Source organism: Sphingomonas sp. (assembly GCF_964263785.1).
Classification (GTDB): domain Bacteria; phylum Pseudomonadota; class Alphaproteobacteria; order Sphingomonadales; family Sphingomonadaceae; genus Sphingomonas.
In genome coordinates, this window is the sequence record NZ_CAXVWL010000058.1 from 50,358 (window position 1) to 64,579 (window position 14,222).

Sequence of the window (14,222 nt, forward strand, 5' to 3'; positions counted from 1 at the left end):
TTGCATTATAGCACGGCCTTAACCCGCCAGCGCGGCCTTCACCAGCCCGCTCGCCTTGCTCATGTCGAGGACGCTGGCGTGGCGTGCCTTCAGCTCGGCCATGACACGACCCATGTCCTTCATGGCCGTAGCGCCGAGTTCGGCCTTGATCGTCTCGATCGCGGCACGGGTCTCGTCCTCGCTCAGCGTCTGGGGGAGGAAACGTTCGATCACCGCGACCTCGGCCTTCTCGGCGTCGGCGAGTTCCTGGCGCCCGCCGCTCTCGAACATGGCGATCGATTCGCGGCGTTGCTTGACCATCTTCTGGAGGACTTCGACAACCAGCGCGTCGTCGTCGTCGGGCGCTTTGCCGGTACGCGCTTCGATGTCTCGGTTCTTGATCGCGGCCTGGATGAGGCTCACGGCGTTGCGGGTTTCCTTGTCGCCGGCCTTCATGGCGGCGATCTGGGCCTGATTGATATCATCTCGGATCATTGCGCCACCATAGCCGGGTACGACGGTTGACGCGAGAGGGGCGAGGGGCGTAACGGGCCGGGCTTAGCGACATCGCTGCGAACCAATGGAGTGCCCGCCGATCATGGCCGACGCGAAGCCTAGCCATGCGCCCCAGCCCGATGGCGCGACCGGTGTGCTGGTGTTGGCGAGCGGCGAGGTCGTCTGGGGACGCGGATTCGGCGTGGAAGGACATGCGGTCGGCGAGGTCTGCTTCCACACCGCGATGACCGGCTATCAGGAGATCATGACCGACCCGTCGTTCGCGGGGCAGATGGTGTGCTTCACCTTCCCGCATATCGGCAACGTCGGGGTCAATCCGGACGACGTCGAGGCCGACGGCCCCCATGCGGTGGGTGCGATCGTGCGCGAGATGCCGACCGAGCCGTCCAATTTCCGCAGCGTCGAGCGACTCGACGGGTGGATGCGGCGGCACACGCGGATCGGTCTGGCGGGGGTGGACACCCGCGCACTGACCCGGCGCATCCGCGAGCGCGGCGCGCCCAATGCGGTGATCGCGCATTCGGCGAGCGGGGTGTTCGACCTCGCCTTCCTGCTCGACCGCGCGCGGGGGTGGCCGGGGCTGGAGGGGATGGACCTGGCGCGCGACGTGTCGACCGAGACGCACTACGGCTGGGAGGGCGGCGTGTGGCGGCTCGGGTTCGGTTATGAGGGCGGAAGTTCAGTCGAAGGTGAGGCCAATGGCGGCGCTCGTCCGCACGTCGTCGCGGTCGACTATGGCAGCAAACGCAATATCTTCCGCAGCCTTGTTGAGGCCGGAGCGAAGGTTTCAGTCGTGCCGGCCACCGCGAGCTTCGAGACGGTGATGGCGCTGGAGCCGGACGGCATCTTCCTGTCCAATGGGCCGGGCGATCCGGCGGCTACGGGCGCATATGCGGTGCCGGTGATCCGCCAATTGCTCGCTACGGGCAAGCCGCTGTTCGGCATCTGTTTGGGGCACCAGTTGCTCGCGCTGGCGCTCGGCGGAAGGACGACCAAGATGTTCCAGGGGCATCGCGGGGCCAACCACCCGGTGCAGCGGCTGAGCGACGGTGCGGTCGAGATCACCAGCATGAACCACGGCTTCGCGGTCGAGCGCGGGAGTTTGCCGGAGGGAGTGACGGAGACGCACGTGTCGCTGTTCGACGGCTCGAACGCGGGGCTGGAACTAGACGGCGGGCGGGCGTTCAGCGTGCAATACCATCCGGAAGCGAGCCCGGGGCCGCAGGACAGTATGTACCTATTCGAGCGGTTTGTCGGAACCTTGCGGTGAGACGGCTTGCGCTTGTTGCTGCGTTGTTGACCGCTCCTTCTGCAAGTTACGCGCTAGTAGCTATACATGGTAACGTGAGGCTGATCGGCGCGCCCGAGCGACTCCGGGCACTTGTGCCGGCCTTTCGCAAGTGTGGTGCTAAAAGGATCAGGTACGAGAACGGAAACCGCTGGGACGTCCGTGCCCTCCTCTGGATCGATCAAAACCCCAAAAAACGGGTGATCTTCGCTTGCGTAAAGAAGCTCGCGTTGACGCAGCGGCCGTCTGTAGAGGTTATATTTAGTCGCTATGGCCTGTACGAGATTTAAATGCCCAAACGCACCGACATCTGCTCCATCCTCGTCATCGGCGCGGGGCCGATCGTCATCGAACAGGCGTGCGAGTTCGATTATTCGGAGATGCCGGCGATCACGCCTGCCACGGGTCGATGATCCGTACTGCGGTCGTTTCGAAATGGCGGAAGTTGCGCGTAGCGAGTGGTACGTCGAGCGCGAGCGCCTGGACAGCGATCAGTGTGTCGAAGGGGCGCGACCCGGCCCGCAGGTCGGCGATCAGGACGGCCGCACTCATTTCCGCCCAGCGGCGCGCTGCGGCGAGGTCGAAGTCCACCGTCCGGCCCTGGTGTTGCTCGATCAGCCGGTCTAGCCAGCCTCGCAGCATTTTGCGCTTGTCGGGGCCGCGAGTCGTCCGCACGCCAAAGTCGATTTCAGCCACGACCAAGGTCGATAGCAGCGTCTCGTTGCGGTGGGCAAACAGCCAGTCCACCACAGCGTCATCGGGCGCGGGCTTCATCAGCTCGCTAAAAACATTTGTATCAATCAAAATCATCAAAGGCGAACACATCCTGTCTGTCGTACGGCATCCGTGGGATTTCAAAGTCGACGCCTGGCCTGCTCATGGCGATCAGTTCATGCACCCAGTCGTCCTCGGCGCGCTTGGCGTAAGTCCGCTGCACCAAGCGGCCGATCTCCTCTTCGACAGACACGCCCTTGGCTTCCGCCGCTTCGTGCAGGAACGGCACCGCGTCCTCCCGCACCTCGATCGTGTATCGTTCCAACGCCGCTCGTCTCCCGCGCATTCACTGCGCCTTTATCACATCTAGGTCGCCATGCCCAAACGCACCGACATCTCCTCCATCCTCGTCATCGGCGCGGGGCCGATCGTCATCGGGCAGGCGTGCGAGTTCGATTATTCGGGCACGCAGGCGATCAAGGCGTTGAAGGAGGAGGGCTACCGTATCGTCCTGGTCAATTCGAACCCGGCGACGATCATGACCGATCCCGAGCTGGCCGACGCCACATACGTCGAGCCGATCACGCCGGAGATCGTCGCCAGGATCATCGAAAAGGAACGGCCGGACGCGGTGCTGCCGACGATGGGAGGGCAGACCGCGCTCAACACCGCGCTGGCGCTGTTCCGCGACGGTACTTTGGCCAAGTACGGCGTGCAGATGATCGGGGCGGATGCGGACGCCATCGACATGGCCGAAGACCGGCTGAAGTTCCGCGACGCGATGGACCGGATCGGGCTGGAGTCGGCGCGCTCGGCGATTGCACACGATCAGAAGGAGGCTCTGGAAGCGCTCGAAAAGGTGGGATTGCCCGCGATCATCCGGCCGAGCTTCACGATGGGCGGATCGGGCGGCGGGATCGCGTACAATCGCGAGGAGTTCGTCGCCATCGTGCGGAACGGGCTCGATCTGTCGCCGACGACCGAGGTGTTGATCGAGGAATCGCTGCTCGGCTGGAAGGAATATGAGATGGAGGTGGTCCGCGACCGTGCGGACAATGCTATCATCATCTGCTCCATCGAGAACGTCGATCCGATGGGGGTCCACACCGGCGATTCGATCACGGTCGCGCCGGCGCTGACTCTGACCGACAAGGAATATCAGATCATGCGCAACGCAAGCATCGCTTGCTTGCGCGAAATCGGCGTCGAAACAGGGGGTTCCAACGTCCAGTTCGCGGTCAATCCTAAGGACGGGCGGCTGATCGTCATCGAGATGAACCCGCGGGTCAGCCGCTCTTCGGCGCTGGCGTCCAAGGCGACTGGCTTTCCGATCGCCAAGGTCGCGGCAAAGCTGGCGGTGGGGTACACGCTCGACGAGATCGTCAACGACATTACAGGCGCGACCCCGGCGGCGTTCGAGCCGACGATCGACTATGTCGTGACCAAGATCCCGCGCTTCGCGTTCGAGAAGTTCAAGGGGGCCGAGCCGATCCTCGGCACCGCGATGAAGAGCGTCGGCGAAGTCATGGCGATCGGGCGCAATATCCACGAATCGATGCAGAAAGCATTGCGCGGATTGGAGACCGGGCTGTCGGGCTTCAACCAGGTCGACGCGCTGGTCGGCGCGCCGCGCGCGGAGATCGAGGCGGCGCTGGCGCGCGCGACACCCGACCGGCTGCTGGTCGCGGCGCAGGCGTTGCGCGAAGGGTTCACCGTTGCCGAGGTCCATGCGATCGCCAAATACGATCCCTGGTTCCTGGAGCGGATCGCCGAGATCATCGCCGCCGAGAATGAGGTGATGAAGGACGGACTGCCGATCGAAGCCGCGGGGCTGCGGCGGCTCAAGGCTATGGGGTTCAGCGACAAGCGGCTCGCGTGGCTGGCGCTGCAGTCGGTCGACCTGCGCGGGATGAACCGCGGCATCGCACGAGGATCGGGGCTGATCCACGAGGCGGTGGTCGCGATGACCGGCGGTGTCACCGAGAGCGAGGTGCGCGCCTTGCGGCATCGGCTGGGTGTCAGGCCGGTGTTCAAGCGGATCGACACTTGCGCGGCCGAGTTCGCCGCCAAGACGCCATACATGTATTCGACCTATGAGGCGCCATCGTTCGGCGAGCCGGAGGACGAGAGCCAGCCATCGGAGCGGCGCAAGATCGTTATCCTGGGCGGCGGGCCGAACCGGATCGGGCAGGGGATCGAGTTCGATTATTGCTGCTGCCATGCGTGCTTCGCGCTGGCGGACGCGGGCTATGAGACGATCATGGTCAATTGCAATCCGGAGACGGTGAGCACCGATTACGACACGTCGGACCGGCTGTATTTCGAGCCGCTGACCGCCGAGGACGTGCTCGCGATCCTCGACGTCGAGCGGTCGCGCGGCGAGCTGGTCGGGGTTATCGTCCAGTTCGGAGGGCAGACTCCGCTTAATTTGGCGCGCGCTCTGGAGGCGGCGGGGATTCCGATTTTAGGCACCTCGCCGGATGCGATCGATCTGGCAGAGGATCGCGAGCGGTTCGCTGGGTTGGTCAGCAAGCTGAAATTGTTGCAGCCCGCCAACGGCCTGGCGCGCAGCCGCGACGAGGCGATCGTGGCGGCGGAGCGGATCGGCTATCCGGTGCTGATGCGCCCCAGCTACGTCCTGGGCGGCCGCGCAATGGAGATCGTCGACACGCCCGCGCAACTCGACGACTATATCGCCACCGCGGTGCAGGTATCGGGGGACTCGCCGGTCCTGATCGACCAGTATCTGCGCGATGCGATCGAGGTCGACGTCGACGCGATCTGCGACGGCGAGGACGTCGTCGTCGCGGGCGTGCTCCAGCATATCGAGGAAGCCGGGGTCCATTCGGGCGACAGCGCCTGCTCGATGCCGCCGTACAGCCTGTCGGCGGAGATCATCGCCGAGATCGAGCGACAGACCGTGGCGCTGGCGCATGGCCTGTCCGTTAAGGGGCTGATGAACATCCAGTTCGCGGTGAAGGACGGGCTTGTTTACCTGATCGAGGTCAATCCGCGCGCCAGCCGCACGGTGCCGTTCGTCGCCAAGGCGATCGGGGTTCCGGTCGCCAAGATCGCGGCGCGCGTGATGGCGGGCGAGAAGCTGAAGGATCTGCCGATGATCGATCGCCACATCGCGCATGTCGCGGTGAAGGAGGCGGTGTTCCCGTTCAACCGCTTTCCCGGGACCGACCCGGTGCTGTCGCCGGAGATGAAGAGTACTGGCGAAGTCATGGGAATCGATAGCGATTTCACCACAGCCTTCGTCAAGGCGCAGCTTGGCGCCGGGACCGTCCTGCCGGAAAGCGGCGCGGTGTTCGTCAGCGTCAAGGATGGCGACAAGGCGGCGATCGTCGGTGCGGCGCGCAACCTGGTCGAGCACGGCTTCACCATCGTTGCGACTGGTGGGACCGCGGACCATCTGATGCGCGCCGACGTGCCGGTCGAGCGGGTCAACAAGGTCGCACAAGGACGGCCGCACATCGTCGACCGGATCAAGGACGGGGGCATCGCGCTGATCTTCAACACCACCGAAGGCTGGCAGAGCCTGAAGGACTCCAAGCCGATCCGCCAGGCGGCGTTGGCGCAGCGCATCCCCTATTTCACCACCGCGCCCGCCGCGGTCGAGGCGGCGAAGGCGATCGCGGCGGGGGGGAGTCGCGGGCTTGAAGTACGGCCGCTGCAATCCTATTATTCTCAGTCGCACGACTGATCCCGACAAGCAGTATGATGTGCGTCGCGGGCCTGACCGGCTTCGCGCGGGGCGAAACGATATTGGGGACAAGGACATGGCCACCGTCGACAAGATGCCGATGCTGCAGGAGGGCTATGAAACGCTCACGGCAGAGCTGCGGCGTCTGAAAACGGAGCGTCCCCTGATCGTCGACGCGATCGAGGAGGCGCGCGCGCACGGCGACTTGTCCGAAAATGCCGAATATCACGCTGCCAAGGAGCAGCAGGGCCAGAACGAGGCCACCATCTCCGACATCGAGGACAAGCTCAGCCGCGCGCAGATCATCGATCCCAAGGACCTGTCGGGCGACAAGGTGGTGTTCGGGGCGACGGTGACCTTGCTCGACGAGGACGACAAGGCGATCACCTACCAGATCGTCGGCCAGACCGAGGCGAACGCCAAGTCCGGGCGGATCAGCTACAACTCGCCACTCGGTCGCGCGCTGATCGGGCGCAAGGTCGACGAGGAGGTCGAAGTGACCGTGCCGTCGGGCGACCGCTGGTACGTCGTGTCGAAGATCGACTTCATCTGAATAGCTCCAGCTGGTCCGATGCCCGGGTGACCGTCGGCATTGCGATCGCCACGGCGGTCGCGTCGGTGCTGATTCTGGTGTCCGGCGGGCTGTCCGCGATGGCGTACGGCGCGGGGTTCGTGCCGGTGCGGCTGGCAGGCGCGGCGTTGCCTGACGGGCTGCCGCTTGTCGTGCCGGTTTTCCTGACGCCGCTCACCGCGACGCTCGTCCATGGCGGTATCGGGCACCTTGTCTTCAACCTGATCATGCTCGTCTATTGTGGGCGGCTGCTCGAGCGGACGCTTGGGTCCGCCGCGATCGCGGTTCTCTACGGTGTCGGCGCCTATGCCGCGGCGGCGGCGCAATGGGCGTTCGATCCGGCGTCCGCCGCGCCGATGATCGGAGCGAGTGGGGCGATCTCCGCGATCGTTGGCGCCTACGCTCTGCTCTATGGCGAGCGGCGCGCTAAGGCGATCGGGCCGGTGCCGGCCGACGTCGTCCATATCGCATGGCTGGCGGCGGGGTGGATCGGGTTGCAGCTGCTGATCGGCGCCGCGGGGATGGGCGGGGTCACCGTGGCCATCGGCGCGCATATCGGCGGGTTCGTCGCAGGACTGGTGCTGGCGCGGCCATTGTTGTTATGGCGGTATCGGGACGCTTGAGAGGCGCGAGCGTCGCGCTTTGAAAAAGGTGCTTCGACTTCGCTCAGCACGAACGAAGCTGGACCTGAGCGCTTCTTGCCTATTCTACGTTCGCGCCGAGCGAAGTCGAAGGGGCTGGCTAAACCGTTCGGCGCGATGTCAGTCCGTACCTTTCGCCAGCATGTCGGGTTCCAGCAGGCGGTGGAGGTGGACCACGACGAACTTCATCTCGGCGTCGTCCACCGTCCGCTGCGCCGCACCGCGCCAGGCCTTCTCGGCGCTGGAATAATCGGGGAAGACGCCGACGATCTCGATCGACTTCAGGTCCTCGAAGTCGAGCGTCTGGGGGTCGGCGACGCGGCCGCCGAAGACGAGGTGGAGCTTGCTCATCGGGAATGCCCTTGGGGAAGGTGAACCCGCCTCCTAGAGCGTGTGCGAAGGCGCTGCAACGGCGCGCGGGGTGTCGCGCGCCGTTGCGGATCGCACTATTGCGCAGAGGCGGACTTTGTCGCGGCGGAGCCCGCCGAACTCGCGGCCTTGAGTACGCCGTCGAGCAAGCCCTTGACCTGGTTGCGCGCCGCGTCCCTGGTCAGGCCGCGGGTCTCCAGTTCGGAGCGTCCGGCATCCTTGGCGGCGGAGAGCGCGGCACGCGCCTGGCTGCCGAGACGGGCGCCGAGCGGGGCGAGCAGCTCCTTTTCCTTGTCCGACCGCGGCAGCAGCGCGCCGACCGCGGCGCCGACCGCGATGCCGCCGACCAGCAGCGCGAGCGGGTTCGATTCGATCTCGCGCGTTGCGCGGCGCGCGGCGTCGGAGGCGGCGTCCACCGCCTTGGCCGTCGTCTTGGCGGTGCGATCGTAGACCGCTTCATAGCCATCGCGCAGGCGCCCGTGCGAATCGGCGTGGTTGTTGTCGTTCGTGTCGGTCATGGGTGCGTCCTCATCACTGGTGTCAGTCCCGCATGCGCGGGGGGAGTATTCTTGCGGCGGCGGCGGAACAGCCGGGCGATGCGGTGGCGCGCCAGGAACAGAATGCCGGCGGCCGCAACGCCTGCGACGATCTCCGGCTTGTCCTTGGCGATGGCGGTGGCGGTTTCGCCGACGATCCGTGCCTCGCGCGCCGCACGGTGTGCGCGTTCGCGCGGATCGAGCTTGGCTTGTAGCTGGGTGACCGTGTGGGTCAGCCGCTGATGAGCGACAGCCACCCGCGCTTCGGCGGCGGCGAGCGTTTCAACGGGGGTGGGGGCTGTCATGCGCGTCGCTCCGGGATTGCGGGCGCGGCCAGCCGGCCCTTGCCGATCATCGCCAGCACGCCCGCGATCACCAGCGTGCCGACCACCACCGCAAGCGTCGCCAGCCCGGGTCCGATCAGGGTTGCCAGGGTGAGAATCAGCCCGACCAGCAGCGCGATCAGCGCCGCCAGCGCGAGCACGCCAGCGATCGCAAAGAAGACCGCCGCGCCCTTGTACGCAGCTATGCGTTCGCCGATCCGCGCCTTGTGAACCGCGATCTCGGCGCTCACGACCTCGCGTGTGTCGTCGATCAGCTGGGTCGCCAGCGTCGCGATTCCCGGCTCGACGTCGGCATCGCCGCGATGTTCGACCTTGAGTTCAGCCAACGCCACCTCGCGTTACGCCTTGGTGTCGCCGGTGCCGGCTTCGAGCCCCGACTGGACCAGCCGGGCAAGCGCGAAGCCGAGCGCCGCGGCGACGCCGATCGCCACCGCCGGGCTGGCACGGACGAAACCGCGGACGTCCTCGACGAGCTCGTCCACATCCTTTGCCTTTAGCGAATTGGAAAAGCTCGTCACCTGGTCGGCGGCGGATCTGGCGTATTGGCCGTATTGGCCGCCGATCTTCTCGTCGACGGTCTGCGCCGCGTCGGTGAGCATCTGCGAGAATTCGTCGAGCTTCTCGCCCGCCTTGGCCTTGCCCTGATCGGCGAACATCCGGGCCTTGTCGGTCGCCTGGGTGGTCAGCTTGGTTCCGCTCTCACGAAGGGTCTGGGTCGCGGTGGTGCCCGTTGCCGGAGCGGCGCTGCCGCCGTCATCGGGGGTGAAGTCCACGCCGGCATCTTTCAGCGGCTCAGCCGGCCGGAACTCGGCGTCGGCGGGCGGGGTCTCCAGGTCGGCGTCGGTTTCGCGGCGGAAGTCGGTGTCTGACATCATGTTTCCCTTTCGGAACGATCGGCTTCTCAACCCACGCGGGGCAGCGGCGTTCCATCGCGGCGTCAACGAATTGCCGAGCGCCGCGCCACGCGATAGAGCAGCGGCGACCGCGTCTTGCGCCAGATCAGGAGCTTTACTCACGTGACCGCCATTATCGACATCCACGCGCGCCAGATCCTCGACAGCCGGGGCAATCCTACCGTGGAGGTCGACGTGCTGCTGGAGGACGGCAGCTTCGGACGCGCCGCGGTGCCATCGGGCGCGTCGACGGGGGCGCACGAAGCGGTGGAGAAGCGCGACGGCGATGCGAGCCGCTGGGGTGGCAAGGGGGTCGACCAGGCTGTCGACGCGGTCAACGGCGACATCGCCCAAACCGTGGTCGGCATGGACGCCGAGGACCAGAGCGACCTCGACCATGCGATGATCGAGCTCGACGGGACCGAGAACAAGGGGCGGCTGGGCGCCAACGCAATCCTGGGCGTCAGCCTGGCGGCGGCAAAGGCCGGGGCGGAAGCGCGCGCGCTGCCGCTGTACCGGTATGTCGGCGGGGTGTCGGCGCACCTGCTTCCCGTACCGATGATGAACATCATCAACGGCGGCGAGCATGCCGACAACCCCATTGATTTCCAGGAATTCATGATCGTGCCGGTGGGTGCTGCGAACATCGTCGAGGCGGTGCGCTGCGGGTCGGAGATCTTCCACACGCTCAAGAAAGGGCTGAGCGCGAAGGGGCTGAACACCGCAGTCGGCGACGAGGGCGGCTTTGCACCCAACATCGCGAGCACGACCGAGGCGCTCGACTTCATCATGACGTCGATCGAGAAGGCGGGATACCGGCCCGGCGACGAAGTGATGCTGGCGCTCGATTGCGCCGCGACCGAGTTCTTCAAGGACGGCAGGTACGACATTTCGGGCGAGAACCGCATCCTTTCCAGCCACGAGATGGCCGAGTATCTGGCGAACCTGACGCGGCGCTATCCGATCTTCTCGATCGAGGACGGGATGGCGGAGGACGATTGGGAGGGCTGGAAGGCGCTGACCGACCTGATCGGAGACCATGTGCAGCTGGTCGGCGACGACCTGTTCGTGACCAACCCCAAGCGTTTGAAGCGCGGCATCAAGGACGGCATCGCCAATTCTTTGCTGGTCAAGGTCAACCAGATCGGCACGTTGACCGAGACGCTGGAGGCGGTGTCGATGGCGCAGCGCAGCGGCTATACCGCGGTGATGAGCCACCGGTCGGGCGAGACCGAGGATGCGACGATCGCCGACCTGGCGGTCGCGACCAATTGCGGGCAGATCAAGACGGGCAGTCTGGCGCGATCGGACCGGCTGGCCAAGTACAACCAGCTGATCCGGATCGAGGAAGAGCTGGGCGACGCTGCACGCTATGCCGGGCGCGACGTGCTGATGGGGGCATAAGTTAATGAGGAAGCCGTCGACGTTCGCGCGGACGATGAAGCGGGCGGCGTGGCCCGCGATCGGACTGACGATCATCGCCTTTTTCGGCGCCTATGCGGTGCTCGGGCGCAACGGCTTGTTCGCGTACGGGGATTACAAACGTCAGCTGGTCAAGCGCGAGCACGATTATGCCGAGCTGGACCGCAAGCGTGCGGTGCTGAAGAACCGGGTGGCGTTGCTTAACCCCGATCATGCCAATCCGGACATGGTCGACGAGATGGTGCGCAAGGAATTGAACGTCGCACATCCCGACGAGGTGATCGTGCCGCTCAACACGCGGTGATCATTGGCCCTCTCCCGCTTTCGCGGGAGAGGAGGGGCCCGCTCGCGTCAGCGAGTGGGAGGTGAGGGTCTTCTTCTTTTGACGGCGGTGGCAGAAGGTAGAAGAAGACCCTCACCCAACCAGTTGCGGGTAAACTGCGCCCCGCGCGGTTTAGGTCATGCCGGGGGCATGACCGACCCGCAACTCCCGCGAAAGCGGGAGAGGGCTAAGAAGGTTAGCTTACCGTCCCAGGAACGTCAGCAGGTCTTGAGTCAGCCGGTCGCTCTCCGTCACGTTCAGCCCGTGCGGCGCGCCGTCGTATTCGACCAGCTGGCTGCCTGCGATGCCCTTTGCCGCCGCGCGGCCGGAGGCGTCGATCGGCACCGTCTTATCGCCGGTGCCGTGGACGATCAGCGTCGGAACCTTGAACGCGGCGAGATCGGGGCGGAAGTCGGTGTAGGCGAACGCGTCGAGGCAAGCGAGCGTCGGTTTGAGGCCCGCCTGGAGCGCCAGGCTGGTCGACCAATCGAGGATGTCGTCGCTGACCGGATGCGAGATGTAGCCGACGCCGTAGAAGCCGGGGGTGAAGGTGTCGCGGAAGAAGGCGGCGCGATCCTTCTTGATGCCGTCGCGCATCTGCCCGAAGGTCGAATCGGGCACGCCATCGGGGTTGTCGTCGGTCTGGAGCATGTAGGGAACGACCGAGGAGATCAGCCCGGCGGCGATCACGCCCTTGCCGCCATGGCGGCTCATGTAACGCGCGACCTCGCCGCCGCCCATCGAGAAGCCGACGATCGTCGCGTCGCCGTCGGCGCCGGTCGCCGCCATGACGTCGGCGAGATCGTCGGCGAGCGTGTCGTAATCGTAGCCGCTCCATGGCTGCCCCGACCGCCCGAACCCGCGGCGGTCGTAGGCGATCGCGCGAAAACCGGCTTCGGCGAGCGCCATTGCCTGCGGGTCCCAGCTGTCGGCGTTGAGCGGCCAGCCGTGGGTCAGGACCACCGGGCGGCCGCTGCCCCAATCCTTGACGTAGAGGTCGGTGCCGTCGCGGGTTTTCACATAGGGCATGAAGCTGCTCCGTAAGAGGGTCGAGCGCGAAACGTGCGGTCGCCGGCCGCGTTCCCGCTGGCGCGCCGCGCCTGGGCCTGCCAGCATTGCTGCAAGACGGCCGAATCAAGGAGAGTGGCGATGCGGTGGACATGGGCGATCTCGGTCGCGGCGCTGGCGTGCGCGGGCGCATCGGCGCAAGCGCCCGCACCAGGCAGCTGGGCGGCGTTCCGCGACGCGTTCATCGAGCGCGGGTTCCAGCTCGATCCGTCGAACGCGGTGTATCAGGGGCGGCACGATTTCGATGGTGGGCTTGCCGACTGGAGCGAGGCGGGGTTGAAGCGGCAGCGCGACTTCTACCATGCCGCGATCACCGACGCGCAGGGGTTTGCGGGCACGCTGTCCGACGCCGACCGGTTCGAACGTGCCTATCTGGTGCAGGTCGCCAAGGGCAAATTGTTCTGGCTGGAGGATGCCGACCAACCGCACCGCAACCCGGCCTGGTACGTCGGCGGTGGGCTCGATCCCAATGTGTATATCGCGCGCAACTATGCCGCCAAGCCGGTGCGGATGCGCGCGCTGATCCGGTTCCTCGACCATGTTCCGGCGGCGGCGGCGAACATCCGGGCGAATTTGAAGACTCCGATGCCGCTCAGCTACGTCAATTACGGCGTCGCCGGGTTCAAGGGGTTTGCGGACTATTACCGCGGCGATGCGCGCAAGGCGTTCGCCGACGTGGCCGATCCCGCGCTCCAGGCGCAACTGCGCGCGACGTCGGAAAAGGCGGCGGGCGCGATGGCCGATCTGGCGGCGTGGATCGAGAGCCAGCGCGCGAACGCAACCCAGGATTTCGCATTGGGCGCGGACCGGTTCGCGCGGATGGTTTCGGCGACCGAGGGCGTCGACACCTCGCTCGATGCGCTGGAATCGGCGGGCCGCGCCGACCTCAAGCGCAACCAGGACGCGCTGCGCGAGGCCTGCGCGAAGTTTGCCACGGGCATGACGATTCCGGCGTGCATGGATAAGATGAACGCCAACAAGCCCGAGGGCGGCCCGGTGGCGGAGGCGCGACGGCAGATCCCGGTGCTACGCGCGTTCGTGATTGCCAAGGACCTGGTCACCATTCCCGACCGGGAACAGGCGCTGGTCGAGGAGAGTCCGCCCTACAACCGCCAGAACAGCGCCTATATCGACCCGCCCGGACCGTTCGAGAAGGGCGTGCCCTCGATCTATTACATCTCGCCGCCCGATCCGGCGTGGGACAAGGCGACGCGGGACGCGTTCGTGCCGGGCAAGGACGACCTGCTGTTCACCTCGATCCACGAGGTGATGCCGGGGCACTTCCTCCAGTTCCGCCACGCCAACCGCTCGCCGTCGATCTTCGGGCGGCTGTTCGTCGGCTACGCCTTTGCCGAAGGCTGGGCGCATTATGCAGAGGAGATGATGTGGGAAGCCGGCGTCAACGGCGGCACCGCGGAGACGCATATCGGCCAGCTCTCCAACGCGCTGCTGCGCGACTGCCGCTATCTGTCCGCGATCGGGCTGCACGCGCGCGGGATGACCCAGGATCAGTCGCGGCGGCTGTTCGTCGAACAATGCTATCAGGACGAGGGGACCGCGCGGCAGCAGGCGGCACGGGGCACCTACGATCCGGCGTACCTGAACTACACGATGGGCAAGCTGATGATCCGCCGACTGCGTTCCGACTGGGCCGCGACGCACGGTGGGCGGGCAGGATGGAAAGCGTTCCACGACCGCTTCCTGAGTTTCGGCGGGCCACCGATCCCGTTGGTGCGCCAGGCGATGATGAACGAGTCCACGCCGCATGCGGTGTTCTGATCCAGGACGCGGTGCCGGGTAGGCCGCGGAAAATAAACCGGATCCGCGTCACCGATTCGTCATCGTCACCC

Annotated in this window: 17 protein-coding genes; 8 read left to right on the forward strand and 9 right to left on the reverse strand. The window is 66.0% G+C overall.

The genetic code is table 11. The features are described 5' to 3' along the window. Positions 1–18 precede the first annotated feature (18 nt). On the reverse strand, positions 19–474 hold the full coding sequence (locus ACE5C1_RS08285; protein ID WP_374943591.1) for a GatB/YqeY domain-containing protein: 456 nt from the start codon (positions 472–474) through the stop codon (positions 19–21). Positions 475–577: 103 nt separating this feature from the next. Here ACE5C1_RS08285 and carA point away from each other — a divergent pair, with 103 nt between their 5' ends. Together carA and ACE5C1_RS08295 are read left to right on the forward strand one after the other, a co-directional pair. Further along, positions 578–1,765, forward strand: coding sequence for a glutamine-hydrolyzing carbamoyl-phosphate synthase small subunit (carA, locus tag ACE5C1_RS08290; RefSeq protein WP_374943592.1), 1,188 nt, complete (start codon positions 578–580; stop codon positions 1,763–1,765). A gap of 308 nt (positions 1,766–2,073) precedes the next feature. Beyond that, positions 2,074–2,196, forward strand: a complete 123-nt coding sequence (locus tag ACE5C1_RS08295; protein ID WP_374943633.1) for a hypothetical protein — start codon at positions 2,074–2,076, stop codon at positions 2,194–2,196. Here the strand turns inward: ACE5C1_RS08295 and ACE5C1_RS08300 are convergent. Further along, entirely contained in the window at positions 2,174–2,608 is a 435-nt protein-coding gene (locus ACE5C1_RS08300; protein WP_374943593.1) for a PIN domain-containing protein, read from the reverse strand. The genes ACE5C1_RS08295 and ACE5C1_RS08300 overlap by 23 nt on opposite strands. After that, on the reverse strand, positions 2,580–2,822 hold the full coding sequence (locus ACE5C1_RS08305) for a hypothetical protein (protein ID WP_374943594.1): 243 nt from the start codon (positions 2,820–2,822) through the stop codon (positions 2,580–2,582). The genes ACE5C1_RS08300 and ACE5C1_RS08305 overlap by 29 nt, the downstream gene beginning before the upstream one ends. 51 nt (positions 2,823–2,873) lie before the next feature. On the opposite strand from ACE5C1_RS08305, the gene carB reads away from it, so the two are divergent. The 3 genes from carB to ACE5C1_RS08320 all read left to right on the forward strand — a co-directional run bounded on the left by carB (position 2,874) and on the right by ACE5C1_RS08320 (position 7,400). After that, positions 2,874–6,206, forward strand: coding sequence for a carbamoyl-phosphate synthase large subunit (carB, locus tag ACE5C1_RS08310; protein ID WP_374943595.1), 3,333 nt, complete (start codon positions 2,874–2,876; stop codon positions 6,204–6,206). 76 nt (positions 6,207–6,282) lie between these two features. Continuing rightward, complete coding sequence (gene greA, locus ACE5C1_RS08315; RefSeq protein ID WP_374943596.1) at positions 6,283–6,759, forward strand: transcription elongation factor GreA; 477 nt, start codon at positions 6,283–6,285, stop codon at positions 6,757–6,759. A gap of 26 nt (positions 6,760–6,785) precedes the next feature. Then, the gene (locus ACE5C1_RS08320) at positions 6,786–7,400 is read left to right on the forward strand and encodes a rhomboid family intramembrane serine protease (RefSeq protein ID WP_374943597.1); all 615 of its coding nucleotides are present in this window, start codon (positions 6,786–6,788) and stop codon (positions 7,398–7,400) included. Positions 7,401–7,538: 138 nt separating this feature from the next. Here the strand turns inward: ACE5C1_RS08320 and ACE5C1_RS08325 are convergent, their stop codons facing one another. The 5 genes from ACE5C1_RS08325 to ACE5C1_RS08345 form a co-directional block, all read right to left on the reverse strand. Next, entirely contained in the window at positions 7,539–7,769 is a 231-nt protein-coding gene (locus ACE5C1_RS08325) for a DUF4170 domain-containing protein (protein WP_374943598.1), read from the reverse strand. A 95-nt stretch (positions 7,770–7,864) separates the two neighbouring features. Then, entirely contained in the window at positions 7,865–8,305 is a 441-nt protein-coding gene (locus ACE5C1_RS08330; protein ID WP_374943599.1) for a hypothetical protein, read from the reverse strand. After that, complete coding sequence (locus tag ACE5C1_RS08335) at positions 8,302–8,628, reverse strand: phosphatase (protein ID WP_374943600.1); 327 nt, start codon at positions 8,626–8,628, stop codon at positions 8,302–8,304. Before ACE5C1_RS08335 ends, ACE5C1_RS08330 begins: the two co-directional genes overlap by 4 nt. After that, the gene (locus ACE5C1_RS08340; RefSeq protein WP_374943601.1) at positions 8,625–8,993 is read right to left on the reverse strand and encodes a phage holin family protein; all 369 of its coding nucleotides are present in this window, start codon (positions 8,991–8,993) and stop codon (positions 8,625–8,627) included. The genes ACE5C1_RS08335 and ACE5C1_RS08340 overlap by 4 nt, the downstream gene beginning before the upstream one ends. A 12-nt stretch (positions 8,994–9,005) precedes the next feature. Beyond that, positions 9,006–9,542, reverse strand: coding sequence for a hypothetical protein (locus ACE5C1_RS08345; protein ID WP_374943602.1), 537 nt, complete (start codon positions 9,540–9,542; stop codon positions 9,006–9,008). A 141-nt stretch (positions 9,543–9,683) separates the two neighbouring features. Here ACE5C1_RS08345 and eno point away from each other — a divergent pair, with 141 nt between their 5' ends. Continuing rightward, positions 9,684–10,964 (forward strand): phosphopyruvate hydratase, encoded by a 1,281-nt coding sequence (gene eno / locus ACE5C1_RS08350; protein ID WP_374943603.1) that lies wholly within the window; start codon positions 9,684–9,686, stop codon positions 10,962–10,964. A gap of 4 nt (positions 10,965–10,968) precedes the next feature. Then, on the forward strand, positions 10,969–11,286 hold the full coding sequence (locus ACE5C1_RS08355) for a septum formation initiator family protein (protein WP_374943604.1): 318 nt from the start codon (positions 10,969–10,971) through the stop codon (positions 11,284–11,286). A gap of 219 nt (positions 11,287–11,505) precedes the next feature. Here the strand turns inward: ACE5C1_RS08355 and ACE5C1_RS08360 are convergent, their stop codons facing one another. Then, positions 11,506–12,333, reverse strand: a complete 828-nt coding sequence (locus ACE5C1_RS08360; protein WP_374943605.1) for an alpha/beta fold hydrolase — start codon at positions 12,331–12,333, stop codon at positions 11,506–11,508. Positions 12,334–12,453: 120 nt separating this feature from the next. Between ACE5C1_RS08360 and ACE5C1_RS08365 the strand changes: the two genes are divergently transcribed. Next, entirely contained in the window at positions 12,454–14,151 is a 1,698-nt protein-coding gene (locus tag ACE5C1_RS08365) for a DUF885 domain-containing protein (protein WP_374943606.1), read from the forward strand. Positions 14,152–14,222 lie beyond the last annotated feature (71 nt).

What these genes read in the sequence shown, in the direction of transcription:
- ACE5C1_RS08285 (WP_374943591.1), bottom strand. Translation starts at nt 474, where the DNA reads ATGATCCGAGATGATATCAATCAGGCCCAGATCGCCGCCATGAAGGCC.
- carA (WP_374943592.1), top strand. Translation starts at nt 578, where the DNA reads ATGGCCGACGCGAAGCCTAGCCATGCGCCCCAGCCCGATGGCGCGACC.
- ACE5C1_RS08295 (WP_374943633.1), top strand. Translation starts at nt 2,074, where the DNA reads ATGCCCAAACGCACCGACATCTGCTCCATCCTCGTCATCGGCGCGGGG.
- ACE5C1_RS08300 (WP_374943593.1), bottom strand. Translation starts at nt 2,608, where the DNA reads ATGTGTTCGCCTTTGATGATTTTGATTGATACAAATGTTTTTAGCGAG.
- carB (WP_374943595.1), top strand. Translation starts at nt 2,874, where the DNA reads ATGCCCAAACGCACCGACATCTCCTCCATCCTCGTCATCGGCGCGGGG.
- greA (WP_374943596.1), top strand. Translation starts at nt 6,283, where the DNA reads ATGGCCACCGTCGACAAGATGCCGATGCTGCAGGAGGGCTATGAAACG.
- ACE5C1_RS08325 (WP_374943598.1), bottom strand. Translation starts at nt 7,769, where the DNA reads ATGAGCAAGCTCCACCTCGTCTTCGGCGGCCGCGTCGCCGACCCCCAG.
- ACE5C1_RS08330 (WP_374943599.1), bottom strand. Translation starts at nt 8,305, where the DNA reads ATGACCGACACGAACGACAACAACCACGCCGATTCGCACGGGCGCCTG.
- ACE5C1_RS08335 (WP_374943600.1), bottom strand. Translation starts at nt 8,628, where the DNA reads ATGACAGCCCCCACCCCCGTTGAAACGCTCGCCGCCGCCGAAGCGCGG.
- ACE5C1_RS08345 (WP_374943602.1), bottom strand. Translation starts at nt 9,542, where the DNA reads ATGATGTCAGACACCGACTTCCGCCGCGAAACCGACGCCGACCTGGAG.
- ACE5C1_RS08355 (WP_374943604.1), top strand. Translation starts at nt 10,969, where the DNA reads ATGAGGAAGCCGTCGACGTTCGCGCGGACGATGAAGCGGGCGGCGTGG.
- ACE5C1_RS08360 (WP_374943605.1), bottom strand. Translation starts at nt 12,333, where the DNA reads ATGCCCTATGTGAAAACCCGCGACGGCACCGACCTCTACGTCAAGGAT.
- ACE5C1_RS08365 (WP_374943606.1), top strand. Translation starts at nt 12,454, where the DNA reads ATGCGGTGGACATGGGCGATCTCGGTCGCGGCGCTGGCGTGCGCGGGC.